The following is a 13,742-nucleotide window of genomic DNA, read 5'->3' as shown; positions in this document are numbered from 1 at the left end:
ATCAGGATGCAGCTTATGAACCAATTACACAGCAAAATTAATGTTCGAAGTGAAGACTTCAAAACCAATCAAAATGCCATGCAAACATTGGTCAGCGATCTGAAACAAGTGGCTCAAAAAGTCGCACTCGGTGGTGGCGAAAATGCCCGCCAAAAACATTTGGCCAGAGGCAAACTTTTACCACGTGATCGTATTGATCAACTGATTGACGTCGGTACTGCTTTTTTAGAAATTGGTCAGTTAGCTGCTTACAAGGTGTATGAAGATGACATTCCTGCTGCGGGAGTGATTGCAGGAATTGGTCAAGTCAATGGTGTAACCTGCATGATCGTCGCCAATGATGCAACCGTCAAAGGTGGCACCTATTATCCATTGACAGTGAAAAAGCATTTACGTGCGCAGGAAATTGCTGAGCAAAATCACTTGCCGTGTATTTATCTGGTGGATTCGGGCGGTGCATTCTTACCGATGCAAGATGAGGTGTTTCCTGACCGAGATCATTTCGGGCGTATTTTCTATAATCAGGCACGTATGTCGAGCCAAGGTATCGCCCAAATTGCGGTAGTGATGGGCAGCTGTACCGCTGGTGGTGCTTATGTCCCTGCCATGTCGGATGAAACCATTATTGTCCGTAATCAAGGTACGATTTTCCTCGGTGGCCCGCCATTGGTCAAAGCCGCGACAGGTGAAGTAGTCAGCAGTGAAGATTTGGGTGGTGGTGATGTACATACCCGCCTGTCAGGGGTTGCCGATCATTTGGCTGAAAATGATGAACACGCACTTGCGATTGCCCGTAACATCGTTGCCAATCTGAATAAAAAGCCCAATGAATTAAACAAGCAAATAGATGAACCCCTGTTTGATCCCAACGAACTCTATGGCGTTGTGCCCAGTGATGCGCGAAAACCTTTCGATGTCCGTGAAGTGATTGCCCGCATCGTAGACGGCTCGCGCTTTGATGAATTTAAAGCACGTTTTGGCTCAACTCTGATCACAGGTTTTGCCTCTTTGTACGGTATGCCTGTTGGCATCATTGCCAATAACGGGATTTTATTTTCTGAATCTGCACAGAAAGGCGCACACTTTATCGAGCTATGTACTCAACGTAATATCCCATTGCTGTTTATCCAAAATATCACTGGCTTTATGGTCGGTCGTCAATATGAGAATGAAGGTATTGCCAAAAATGGTGCCAAGTTGGTGATGGCAGTTGCTACAGCCAATGTACCGAAACTCACTCTGATTATTGGCGGTTCTTTTGGTGCAGGTAACTATGGCATGTGCGGACGTGCTTACTCACCACGCTTTTTATGGACATGGCCGAACTCACGTATTTCGGTGATGGGTGGCGAACAGGCTGCCAGCGTGCTATCAACCTTGAAACGTGATCAGATTGAACAAAAAGGCGCGCAATGGTCAGCACAGGAAGAAGATCAATTTAAACAACCGATTCGTGAACAATATGAGCACCAAGGGCATCCATATTATGCCTCTGCCCGCCTTTGGGATGACGGCGTGATTGACCCTGCTCAAACCCGTCATGTGCTGGGGCTGAGCCTTGCTGCTGCGCTGAATGCACCAATTCAGCCGACCAAGTTCGGCGTGTTCCGCATGTAAGAGGTGTCTATGAGCTATCAATTTTTACAACTGGAACAACACGGTCAAGTGGCCTATGTTTGGCTAAACCGACCAGAACTGCACAATGCCTTTAATACTACGGTGATTGAAGAATTACATGCCTGCTTTACCAGCTTAAATCAGCGTGATGATGTGCGTGTGGTGGTCTTGGCTGGACGTGGCAAAAGCTTTTCAGCAGGTGCCGATCTGAACTGGATGAAACAGGCAGGTCAAGCCTCTTCCGCAGAAAACGAAGCCGATGCGCTCAAACTTGCACAGATGCTAAATGCTCTCGCGACCTTAAAGCAACCGACACTTGCGCGTGTGCATGGCATTGCCTTTGGCGGTGGTATGGGCTTGGCCTCGGCCTGTGATATTTGTATTGCCAGTACTGATGCCAAATTTGCCACCTCAGAAGTTCGACTCGGTCTTGCGCCATCTACCATCAGTCCTTATGTAATTCGTGCCATTGGTGCTCGGCAGGCTTCTCGCTATTTCTTAACTGCGGAACGCATTTCAGCACGCGACGCCAAACAGATTGGCTTGGCTCATGAAGTCGCAGATGCAGAAGACTTAGACCAAAAAGTTCAAGAAATTATTGATGCACTGTTACTCGGTGGACCACAGGCACAGGCTGCATCGAAACAGTTGATTCAGATGGTCAGTCACCAAACGATGAGTGATGATTTACTCCAGCAGACTGCACAGCATATTGCTCAAGTTCGTCAAGGCAGTGAAGCCAAAGAAGGTCTGAATGCCTTTTTAAATAAACAACAACCTGCGTGGACTTCCACCTCTCAATAACAACAATTCAGGACGATCACAATGTTTGAAAAGATTTTAATTGCGAACCGTGGCGAGATTGCCTGCCGTGTGATTCGTACCGCAAAAAAACTTGGTATTGCAACGGTTGCGGTGTATTCAGATGCAGATGCTCATGCACAGCATGTCAAAATGGCTGATGAAGCGATTTATATCGGGCAATCCCCTGCCACACAAAGCTATTTACAGGCGGATCGTATTATTCAAGCAGCGATTGATACAGGTAGCCAAGCGATTCACCCAGGCTATGGTTTCCTGTCCGAAAATGATCAATTTGCCTTGGCTTGCCAGCAACACAATATTTGCTTTATTGGCCCACCCGTGGATGCGATTTTAGCCATGGGTCTCAAAGCCACTTCCAAAGCCTTGATGGAAAAAGCTGGTGTGCCATTAACACCGGGTTATCACGGAACCAATCAAGATGCCGACTTTTTAAAACAGCAAGCCGATGCAATTGGCTATCCAGTATTAATCAAAGCCAGTGCTGGCGGTGGTGGTAAAGGCATGAGCTTGGTTGAGCGTAGTGAGGATTTCTTGCAGTCCTTAGCCTCGTGTAAACGTGAAGCCAAGTCTAGCTTTGGTAATGACGATGTCTTAATTGAACGCTATGTGATTCAACCGCGTCATATTGAAGTACAGATCTTTGGCGACACACATGGTAACTATGTGCATCTGTTTGAACGTGATTGTTCGGTACAACGTCGTCATCAAAAAGTACTCGAAGAAGCCCCTGCACCGCAAATGCCCGCTGAGAAACTGGATGCCATGCGTCAAGCGGCCATTGATGCTGCCCGTGCAGTGGATTATGTCGGTGCGGGTACGGTTGAGTTTATTGTGGAACAGGACGGTACCGCCTATTTCATGGAAATGAACACTCGCCTGCAAGTTGAACATCCTGTCACTGAAATGATTACCGGTGAAGATCTGGTGGAGTGGCAACTGCGTGTTGCCGATGGTGAACCACTCCCAAAACTGCAACATCAATTACAGATTCATGGTCATGCCCTTGAAGCACGTATCTATGCCGAAGAACCCGAAAAAGGCTTTTTACCTGCTATTGGTAAAATTGACTATTTACACTACCCTACTCAAACCCCATATGTACGTGTCGACAGCGGCATTGTTGAAGGGGATGAAATCACCACCTATTATGACCCAATGATTGCCAAATTGATTGTATGGGGCAAAAATCGTGAAGCAGCACTCATTCAAATGCAACATGCGCTCAGCCAATTCCACGTCGATGGCTTAGGCAACAACATTGCCTTTCTGGAAAAAATTGTACGCAGTGACTCATTTAAACAAGCCCAACTGGATACCAATCTGATTCAACGTGAACATGATTTCTTGTTCCAGCCTGAACAGATTAAACCTGAATTGGTCATTGCCACCGCCTTTATCGAATTTTTAAGCAAACTCAATCACAACCACTCTAGCCAAAAACAGTTATGGCAAGCACAACCGCTATGGCGTTTAAATATTGCCTTTAAGCAAACCATCAAACTGAACTATCTAGATCAGACTATTCACATCAAGCTAAGTTCGGCTGAACACGGTTTTAATGCTGAATATAACGGCGAAAGTTACCAGATTTCTGGACAATTACTGGATGCACACACAGCAGTGATTCATCTTAATGATACCCAACAGAAACTGTCATTTAACCAGAGTCAGCAAGGCATTACCCTGTTCCATACGGGACAAAGCCATAAATTTGCTTATATTCGCCAAGATTATCATCAAGAGGATAGCCAAGCAGATCAAGGCCACCTCAAAGCACCCATGCCGGGTGTAGTGACTCAGGTTCTGGTCGGTGCCAATCATAATGTCAAAAAAGACGATATCTTGATGACGCTTGAAGCGATGAAAATGGAATACACCATTCGAGCACCACAAGACGGCGTGATTGTTGATGCCTATTTTCAGGTTGGTGATCAGGTGAAAGCGGGTGATGAACTGGTGGAATTTCAGCCTTTACAGGAGAAAGTTGCATGAGTGAGTTTGTCAAAATCGTGGAGGTCGGTCCCCGAGACGGTCTGCAAAACGAAAAACAGGCGTTGACCGTCGAACAACGCCTAAACTTCATTCATGATCTGATAAATGCTGGACTACAATCAATTGAGGTCGGTTCCTGTGTGTCTGCCAAATGGGTGCCGCAAATGGCACAAAGCGATGAACTGTTTAAGCAGCTCCCACAAGGTACTGATCTGAATTTAAGCTTGCTCACCCCCAATATCAAAGGTTTTGAAGCTGCTCAGGCAGTGGGATGCAAGGAGGTTGCGGTATTTACCGCAGCTTCTGAAAGCTTTACCCGTAAAAATATTAACTGTTCAATTGATGAAAGCTTTGAAAAATTCGCTGATGTGCTACGTGCAGCCAAAGCGCAGCATATCCGTGTGCGTGGTTATGTCTCTTGTATCGTGGATTGCCCTTATGAAGGTGCAATTGCACCTAAGCAAGTGGTGGCCGTAGTTAAACGACTGTATGACATGGGCTGCTATGAAGTGTCTTTAGGTGAGACCATCGGTACAGCTACACCTGATCGAGTCAAAAAAGTTTGGCAAGCCTGTCTGGCGGAACTCGACAGTAAGGTTTTGGCAGGACATTTCCATAATACTTATGGCATGGCAATTGCCAATATTTACCAGTCCTTACAACAAGGCATTCGTGTGTTTGATTCATCCCTTGCGGGACTGGGTGGCTGCCCTTATGCCAAAGGCGCTTCTGGCAATGTCGCGACCGAAGACCTATTCTATCTACTATCGCATATGGGTTTTGAAACGGGCGTTGATGTAGAAAAACTGATGCGAGCCAGCCAAAATATTAGCCATGTCTTAAACCGAAAAAGCTTATCCAATTACAGCAATGCCTACTGGCAAACAAAGTGTGCTTAGTTACGATTCGTATTCACTCACCATTTAACAAGCTTAATCAATTAAGCTTGTTCTGCTCATTGGCTCGTTCCACGGATGTATTGGGATGAAACTCATCTATGCGATTTATTTAAATATAATATTCATCTCTGAACGGAATGCCTCTTTCTAAAGAAGCATTTTCAACTTTTTATTTTAATCCTTTTTGTTCTTGATCCTTTTTTGTAAGGAGCATTTAAATTTTTATAAAAAATAATCCGTATCCATTTGGATTTTCGGAGAAATATGCTGCTCGACCCACTCCAGCCATGCCCGTGTTTTTGCATCCACAAAATGACGCGATGGCAATAAGGTATACACCCCGATATCAGGTGATCGCCAAGCAGGTAAAATACGACGCAGTCGCCCTGCCCGAATTGCATCAATCGATGAGAAGGTCGGTAATAATGCAATCCCCATATCCTGCTGTACCACATCCAGCAACAATTCAGGGGTATCTGCAATCAAGGGACCATTGATATCAATCTGATAAGAACAACTGTTTTCGCTGACCAAATGCCACTGTGGTGTAATCGAAGGATTGACCAGACGTAAACAGGCATGTTGCTGCAAATCATCCAGCGATTGAGGTTCGCCATACTTTTCCAGATAGGCAGGCGAAGCACACAACACCGAAAAAATCGTACCAATGCGACGCGCCACAAATCTCGAATCCGCCAGAGATTCAGTCAAGTAGAGACTGACATCAATGCCCTTACCCAATAGATCGGGTACATTTTGTGAGGTTCGATATTCAACTGTCAGGTCGGGATAGGTTTGACAGAACTCCGCCATCATCGGTGCCAGATAATGATGACCGAAACTCGCCATACTCAACACTCGTAATCGGCCCTGCGGCTTGGTGGCCATACCCATTGCCTGTGCTTCAGCCTCCTCCACCATGGCAAGCACCTGACGGCACTGCTCTGCATAGCTTTCACCAATCTCAGTCAAGGCGTGCTGGCGGGTAGATCGTTGTAGTAGTTTTGTACCTAAACGTCCTTCTAATTCGCTAATTAATCGCGAAACTTGCGCAGTTGTCAGTTCCATCTGTTCAGCGGCAGCCGTGAAACTCCCGCTATCAATCACTTTCAGGAAGGCATGCATTGCATGTAAAAGTCCACCATCAAGATTTTTGCGCATAACGTAAATATCTTTTTCTAAATTACGCATTGTTGCACCAGTCTGGATCAACCACAATGACAAATATGTACATTGATTGAGCAGTTTTTTTTAGCGAACGCCGCTGATCAATCTTTTTAAAATATGTACTTACTCCAAATATTCAACCGGATGTTGAAAAAAGAAAGTAGTCAAAACTACACACAATTCTAAGGAGACATAAATGAATATAGCGACAAAAGTTACTTCAAAAATGATCGCTACTAAAGATGTATCACTGGATGATAAATATATCAGTGATCACGGTTCGGCCTATATGACAGGCATTCAGGCACTGGTTCGGTTACCTCTAGCACAGACTCGCCGTGATGAATTGAACGGCTTACACACTGCTGGCTTCATTTCAGGTTATCGTGGTTCCCCTGTCGGGAATTATGATAATTTCCTTTGGCAAATTGGAGGCATACTTAAAGATCACCATGTCGTCTTTCAACCCGGTATCAATGAAGACCTCGCGGCGACTGCCATTTGGGGCACGCAACAAGCGAACCTTGCAGGTCAAGGCAAATATGATGGTGTAAGCGCATGGTGGTATGGCAAAGGCCCAGGTGTAGACCGCTCAGGCGATGTACTTCGCCATGCCAACCTTGCAGGAACAGCAGAACATAGTGGCGTGGTTGCCCTGTTTGGTGATGACCATTCCTGTAAATCTTCGACCGTACCCCACCAATCCGAACATGTGATGATGGGTTGTGGTATTCCAATTTTCTATCCAACTTCGGTGCAACATATTCTCGATTTGGGCGTCCATGCGATTGCCATGTCACGTTTTGCTGGGGTTTGGACCTCAATGAAACTGGTCAGTGAAATTGTTGAAACCTCTGCTTCGGTCATTGTCGATCTCGATCGTGTCACACCTGTTTTACCTGAAATCGAGCTGCCTGCCGACGGCATCCATATTCGCTGGCCAGATCATGGCATCCAACAAGAACAACGACTCTATCAATATCGCTTACCCGCAGTATTGGCCTATGCACGTGCCAATCAACTGAATCAGATCACATGGCCGTGTGAGCATGCCCGTATTGGTATTGCAGCCAGTGGTAAAGGTTATCTCGATACCATCGAAGCCTTGCGCATTCTCGGCATTGAAAATGAAACAGCGCAACAACTTGGTCTGCGGGTCTATCAAGTCGGTTTAATCTGGCCTTTGGAACCACAAGGTCTGCGTGAATTTGCTGCGGGTTTACAAGAACTGATTGTGGTCGAAGAAAAACGTCCGATTCTGGAAGCACAAATTAAAGATGAATTGTATTCCCTGCCTGATGAGCAACGTCCACATGTAATCGGCAAAGCGATCCATGGTAAAGGTGAATGGAGTACCTCATTTGAAGAAGCACCGCTGATTGGGCATTACGAGTTCCAACCTGAACCGATTGCTAAAATGTTGGCAGCACGGTTTTTACAGTTAGATTTGCCTGAAAGTTTAAGACAGCAAATCCAGAGTCGTGTCGATTTACTGCATAAAGCTGAGCAAGAATCACGCCGCGTACTGGATTTGGCCGAGCGTAAACCGTATTTCTGTAGCGGTTGTCCGCATAACACCTCGACCGCCGTACCAGAAGGCAGTCGCGCACTAGGTGGCATTGGTTGCCATTATATTGCGGTGTCACTGGATCGTGGCACTGAAACCTTCTCGCAAATGGGCGGTGAAGGCGTCAGTTGGGCGGGTGCCTCACATTTCACTAATGAAAAGCATATTTTTGCCAATCTTGGTGACGGCACCTACTTCCATTCAGGCTATCTGGCGATTCGACAAGCTATTGCAGCAAACATCAACATCACCTATAAAATCCTCTATAACGATGCGGTTGCCATGACCGGTGGTCAGCATGTTGATGGACATTTGAGTGTGGCGCAACTGACTCGCCAGCTCGATGCAGAAGGCATTAAAAAACAGGTCATTGTGACCGATGAACCCGAGCTGATCCATGCTGAAGAACACCTTGCGCCACATGTCGAAATCCGCCATCGCAATGATCTTGATGCAGTACAACGTGAATTGCGTGATATTTCGGGTGTGACCGCTTTAATCTATGTACAAACCTGTGCCAGTGAAAAACGTCGTCGCCGTAAACGTGATGCTTATCCAGACCCGGCTGAACGTCTTTATATCAATAGTGACATTTGTGAAGGCTGTGGCGATTGCTCAAAAAAATCAAATTGTCTTTCAATTGAGCCAGTAGAAACGGCTTTGGGCACCAAACGTCAGATTAACCAAAGCAGCTGTAATAAGGATTTCACCTGTGTGGAAGGCTTCTGCCCAAGCTTTGTCACCGTGCATACCCGTGATATGAAACGCCCCGCCAAGTTTGAAGGTTTTGCAACAGGTTGGCCTGAACGTCCTTTGATTCCTCAACTTGTTGATACACCAAATCGGATTATGGTCGGTGGTGTGGGTGGAACCGGAGTGGTTACCGTCGGGGCTTTACTGGGTATGGCCGCACATCTGGAAGGTAAAGCCACTCGGGTCATGGACATGGCGGGACTGGCGCAAAAAGGCGGTACGGTGTATTCCTATATTCAAATTGCCGCAGATGATGCGCAAATTTCCTCAACTAAAATTCCAGAACACCAATGTGATCTATTGATTGGTGCTGATGCCATTGTGGCGGGTAGTAATGCCGCGCTATCACGTTTAAAACAAGATGCGATGGTGATCGTCAATGAAGATGGCTCACCCACCTCAGACTTTATTAACAAACGTGACTGGTATGCACCGATTCATGATTTGATTGATCGTCTGCGTGGCCGTGTCCACAAAGAAAATCTGCTCTCCTTACCTGCGGCACGAATCGCAATACAGGTTCTAGGTGATGCCATCTATGCCAATCAACTGCTCTTAGGGATGGCATGGCAATCAGGGCAAATTCCACTGTTACGTGAAAGTATTGAAAAAGCCATTCAACTGAATGGCACGGCGATTGATAAAAACCTTGAAGCCTTCCGTATTGGATGCCACCTTGCCAGTGACCCGAGCCTAATTACCCGTTTACTCGACAGCTTACCAAAAAGCAATGCGCCACAAACACTGACTGAACTGATCAATGATCGCACGATACGTTTGCAAGACTATTGGAATGAAGCCTATGCCAATCAATATCGTATGTTGTTGGAACAGGTTGCTAAATTACTGCCAGAAGCGCTGGCAAAAACTATCGCTACTCAACTGTATCGTGTCATGGCCTATAAAGATGAATATGAAGTGGCACGTTTACTGACAGGTGCAAACTTTAAACAGTCCATTGAGTCGCAATTTGGTCGTGGTGTACGTTTATCCTATCATCTTGCTCCACCAACACTGGGGACCAATGTGCGTAAACGTATCTTTGGTTATTGGATGCGTTTTCCAATGATGTTACTTGCTCGCCTACAATGGCTACGCGAAAGTTTCTTTGATCCATTTGCACGTCAACAAGAACGTCAATATGAACATGCATGGCGTGATCGTTACATCGCCTTTGTTGAAACGCTGATCTCATCACCAAATAGCTATAATCTGGCTGTTGCAGAACAGATTGCCGAACTGCCTGCTGAAGTCCGTGGTTTTGGACATATCAAAATGCAAGCCATGCAAGTCGCAAACCAACGTTGGGATGAGTTGTCAGTTGATCTCACCAACAAAGTCTAAGTACCATCAATCACTGGCTGAGCAGATCCAATATCTGAGGAGATGCTTGGTCAGCTGATTAAAATTTAATTGCAGCACATCCCAAATACGTTAAAGTATTTCGACTTAAGCTGAGTTCACCAAACAGCTCAGCCGAGAAAAATGATAGGAACTTGCTAGAACAATGATGAAGGAAAAAATAATGAGCCGCGTAGAGTTTAACTGGAATGACCCTTTTTTAATTGAACAGCAACTGAACGAAGAAGAACGCATGATTCGTGATACAGCCCATGCATTCTGCCAAGACAAGTTAATGCCACGGGTGCTTGATCAATTCCGTCATGAAACAACCGATCCACATATCTTTAGAGAAATGGGTGAATTAGGCCTGCTCGGCCCCACCATCCCAGAACAATATGGCGGTGCAGGCTTGAATTATGTGAGTTATGGTCTGATTGCCCGTGAAATTGAACGAGTGGACTCGGGCTATCGTTCAATGGCCAGTGTACAAAGCTCATTGGTGATGGTTCCCATTCATGAATTTGGGACTGAACAACAAAAGCAAAAGTACTTACCCAAACTTGCGACAGGTGAATGGATTGGCTGCTTTGGCCTAACCGAACCAGACCATGGTTCAGATCCAGGTAGTATGGCCTGTCGCGCCAAAAAAGTAGAAGGCGGCTACCGTTTAAGTGGCGCCAAGATGTGGATTACTAACAGCCCGATTGCAGATGTATTTGTGGTATGGGCCAAAGAACTTTCGCCAGAAGGAAATGTCGGCCCGATTCGCGGCTTTATTTTAGAAAAAGGTTGGCAAGGGGTTTCTGCCCCTGCAATTCACGGCAAAGTCGGCTTAAGAGCGTCTATTACGGGTGAAATTGTGATGGATCAAGTCTTTGTGCCTGAAGAAAATGCATTCCCAGAAGTTCGTGGCTTAAAAGGCCCTTTCACCTGTTTAAACAGTGCCCGTTATGGCATTGCTTGGGGCGCCATGGGTGCAGCCGAGTTTTGCTGGCACACCGCCCGTCAATACACACTAGATCGAAAGCAGTTTGGCAAGCCACTGGCTGCCAACCAACTGATTCAAAAAAAGTTGGCAGATATGCAAACCGAAATTGCGCTCGGTTTACAGCTCGCGCTTCGTTTTGGTCGAATGAAAGATGATGGCATTGCCTCAGTTGAAGCGACCTCTCTGATTAAACGCAATAACTGTGGTAAGGCTTTGGAGATTGCCCGTTTGGCGCGAGATATGTTAGGCGGAAACGGAATTAGTGATGAATTTGGTGTCGCCCGTCATCTGGTCAATCTTGAAGTTGTGAATACCTATGAAGGTACCCATGATGTGCATGCTTTGATCTTAGGCCGTGCCCAAACAGGACTCGCAGCGTTCTAAAGCGAAGTGACTATTGAGACAAAACGGCGAGCATCAAGGATAGATAACTCGCCCTATCCCATCTTGATCTTATCTAGATCAATACTCGTACATTGATTAAACTGAGCGAAACGTTGTAATTCTTGTTCTAATACAAGCAGGAACTCATCTCGATTTCGCATATTGGCATCTTCTAAATGCAAACTTATCACTTCTAATCTTTGTTCACGACGATGCACTTTACAGTCGATTCGTCCAACAAAATCATCTGCATAAAGCAGCGGTAAGCAGAAATAACCATATTGTCTTTTGGCTGCAGGTACATAGCATTCAATGCGATAATCAAATTCAAATAAGCTGCTTAAACGCTCACGATGAATGACCAGATTATCGAAAGGAGACAATATTTTGACCTCCATTTGGATGTTCGGTTCATGCGCTAACACTGCTCTGGCCACATAAACTGTTTGCCCATTTTCAAGTTTAATCAGGTTAATCACGCCTGCATCAATCTGCTCATCGAGTAATTTACGCATGATTTCACGTAAATCCTTATTGGTTTTCAAATGCAGTAATTGCTTCCATGTAAATACGCCATGAGCGCGTATGGCCGTATCCAATAAATACTGTGCATACTCCTGTAAAGTCGGTGTGCTTAGATCAATGCCCTGCGGTATGCAACGTTCAGTCAGGTCATAGACTTTTTCCATGCCATTACGTTCACAGATCATTAAATCGCCTTGCATGAATAACTGCTCAATCGCCTTACGGCTCGGCCCTGCATTCCACCAACCTGCGGCACCTTCCCGTTTGCCTTTTTCCATATTTCTAAGTCGGATTCTGCCTTCGGCTTTCACCTGAGCTAGAATCTCATGCATGAGTTGCTGATCACCTCTTGAGAAGTAACGGCTTTCCCCATTACGCACTGAATTCATCAAAGGCATAGCATAGCGATAATCTCGCATCGGTAAATAGGATGCCGCATGCGCCCAATGCTCAAAAACAAGCTGATCTTGTACCAGTTGATTTAAATGACCCAATTGATAATTCGGCACCCGACTCCACAACACATGATGATGGGCACGTTCCACGACAGAAATGGTATCTATTTGCACATAACCCAGATGTTCAATCGCCTGTTGTGTTCCAGATAAGCCCTCACCAAATTTATTGTTTTGTTCTAAACCCTGATGGGATAAAGCTAAGCGTTTTAATAATGAAATCATAATATTATCGTATAAATAGTGTTCATCAACCATGATGAACGAAAGCAAAATAATGGCCGTTATTCGAACTAAATTAACACAATCCTGCCAATTCCTTGCTTATTTCCCTTGTAAATAAAAACGTGGTGCCGCTCCTAAAGAACGTTTAAAGGCTGCAGTAAAAGCACTGCTGCTGCTATAACCCAGCTCCATTGCCACACTGGTAATGGATTGGCCCAATTCCATTCGGGTCAACGCATTGAGTAAACAGGCTTGCTGCCGCCAGTTGCTAAAACTCATCCCTGTTTGCTGCCGAAAAATCCGCGTAAAGTTACGACGACTCATCCCCACCTGCAGCGCAATTTGATCAAGATCATCCTCCAGACTCGGTGTCTTCAACAATTGCAGACACAAGGCAGCTAAACGCGGCTCTTGTGGTAAGGGCGCATTTAAAGGCAGTTCAGGCATCAACGCAATTTCTTCAATGATCAAACGCATCAAATAATCATCTCGGCCACCCAACTGATATTCCGCAGGGAGATCAACTGCTGTAGACAATAGTTCATGCAATAACGGTGATACATTGATCACTGCACAATGGCTGGGCAAATCTGCCTGCATTGCAGCTTCTGGAAGAATATAAGCACTGCGTGTTTTGGTGATCCCCCCCATGTGTACTTCATGGTCAATCCCTGCTGGAATCCAAAGGGCACGTTTGGGTGGAACCACCCAGCTTCCAGTATGGGTGATCACCGTAAGTACGCCTGTAATGGCATATAGACATTGACCTCTGCTATGACGATGACTTGCCAGAAGATGACCATCTGGGTAGTCATTGCCTGTTGCCATCACATTACGCGGCACATCCTGAAAATCATTGACCTGAATATTGCGCATTGCTCTCATCCCTGAAAATGGCCTGAACTCGATACTATCTGTCCCAAATATGATTGTGGGCCGATTTCTGTTCAGTTTAGGATAAACGCACTGAAAAACAAACCTCTTTCAGCATCACCATTTAA

8 protein-coding genes and 1 pseudogene are annotated in these 13,742 nt (G+C 45.6%); 6 read left to right on the top strand and 3 right to left on the bottom strand.

Going from position 1 to position 13,742, the window contains the following annotated elements; translation table 11 throughout:
- The first annotated feature begins 15 nt into the window (after positions 1-15).
- The 4 genes and pseudogenes from F993_RS15430 to F993_RS15445 all read left to right on the top strand — a co-directional run bounded on the left by F993_RS15430 (position 16) and on the right by F993_RS15445 (position 5,333).
- Positions 16-1,617, top strand: coding sequence for a carboxyl transferase domain-containing protein (locus F993_RS15430; protein WP_004652886.1), 1,602 nt, complete (start codon positions 16-18; stop codon positions 1,615-1,617).
- Between the two features lie 9 nt (positions 1,618-1,626).
- Positions 1,627-2,461: pseudogene (locus F993_RS15435) on the top strand (enoyl-CoA hydratase/isomerase family protein).
- Complete coding sequence (locus F993_RS15440; protein ID WP_004652884.1) at positions 2,443-4,434, top strand: acetyl/propionyl/methylcrotonyl-CoA carboxylase subunit alpha; 1,992 nt, start codon at positions 2,443-2,445, stop codon at positions 4,432-4,434. The pseudogene F993_RS15435 and the gene F993_RS15440 overlap by 19 nt, the downstream one beginning before the upstream one ends.
- Complete coding sequence (locus tag F993_RS15445) at positions 4,431-5,333, top strand: hydroxymethylglutaryl-CoA lyase (protein WP_004652883.1); 903 nt, start codon at positions 4,431-4,433, stop codon at positions 5,331-5,333. Before F993_RS15440 ends, F993_RS15445 begins: the two co-directional genes overlap by 4 nt.
- Positions 5,334-5,555: 222 nt before the next feature.
- On the opposite strand, the gene F993_RS15450 is transcribed toward F993_RS15445, so the two are convergent.
- Positions 5,556-6,494, bottom strand: coding sequence for a LysR family transcriptional regulator (locus tag F993_RS15450; RefSeq protein WP_032812652.1), 939 nt, complete (start codon positions 6,492-6,494; stop codon positions 5,556-5,558).
- Between the two features lie 202 nt (positions 6,495-6,696).
- Between F993_RS15450 and F993_RS15455 the strand changes: the two genes are divergently transcribed.
- A complete protein-coding gene (locus F993_RS15455; RefSeq protein WP_004652881.1) occupies positions 6,697-10,164 on the top strand; it encodes an indolepyruvate ferredoxin oxidoreductase family protein in 3,468 nt (1,155 codons plus the stop codon).
- Positions 10,165-10,345: 181 nt separating this feature from the next.
- Entirely contained in the window at positions 10,346-11,536 is a 1,191-nt protein-coding gene (locus F993_RS15460) for an acyl-CoA dehydrogenase (protein WP_004652879.1), read from the top strand.
- Positions 11,537-11,589: 53 nt separating this feature from the next.
- Here F993_RS15460 and F993_RS15465 read toward each other — a convergent pair whose 3' ends face one another.
- Entirely contained in the window at positions 11,590-12,741 is a 1,152-nt protein-coding gene (locus F993_RS15465) for a winged helix-turn-helix domain-containing protein (RefSeq protein WP_032812649.1), read from the bottom strand.
- A gap of 99 nt (positions 12,742-12,840) precedes the next feature.
- Positions 12,841-13,617 (bottom strand): AraC family transcriptional regulator, encoded by a 777-nt coding sequence (locus tag F993_RS15470; protein ID WP_004652877.1) that lies wholly within the window; start codon positions 13,615-13,617, stop codon positions 12,841-12,843.
- Positions 13,618-13,742: the final 125 nt, after the last annotated feature.

Origin of the sequence: Acinetobacter proteolyticus, assembly GCF_000367945.1 — a bacterium.
GTDB lineage: Bacteria > Pseudomonadota > Gammaproteobacteria > Pseudomonadales > Moraxellaceae > Acinetobacter > Acinetobacter proteolyticus.
This window is presented reverse-complemented; position numbering and strand designations above follow the sequence as displayed.

Coding starts and splice junctions, on each gene's coding strand:
- F993_RS15430 (WP_004652886.1), top strand. CDS start 16: ATGAACCAATTACACAGCAAAATTAATGTTCGAAGTGAAGACTTCAAA.
- F993_RS15440 (WP_004652884.1), top strand. CDS start 2,443: ATGTTTGAAAAGATTTTAATTGCGAACCGTGGCGAGATTGCCTGCCGT.
- F993_RS15445 (WP_004652883.1), top strand. CDS start 4,431: ATGAGTGAGTTTGTCAAAATCGTGGAGGTCGGTCCCCGAGACGGTCTG.
- F993_RS15450 (WP_032812652.1), bottom strand. CDS start 6,494: ATGCGCAAAAATCTTGATGGTGGACTTTTACATGCAATGCATGCCTTC.
- F993_RS15455 (WP_004652881.1), top strand. CDS start 6,697: ATGAATATAGCGACAAAAGTTACTTCAAAAATGATCGCTACTAAAGAT.
- F993_RS15460 (WP_004652879.1), top strand. CDS start 10,346: ATGAGCCGCGTAGAGTTTAACTGGAATGACCCTTTTTTAATTGAACAG.
- F993_RS15465 (WP_032812649.1), bottom strand. CDS start 12,741: ATGATTTCATTATTAAAACGCTTAGCTTTATCCCATCAGGGTTTAGAA.
- F993_RS15470 (WP_004652877.1), bottom strand. CDS start 13,617: ATGCGCAATATTCAGGTCAATGATTTTCAGGATGTGCCGCGTAATGTG.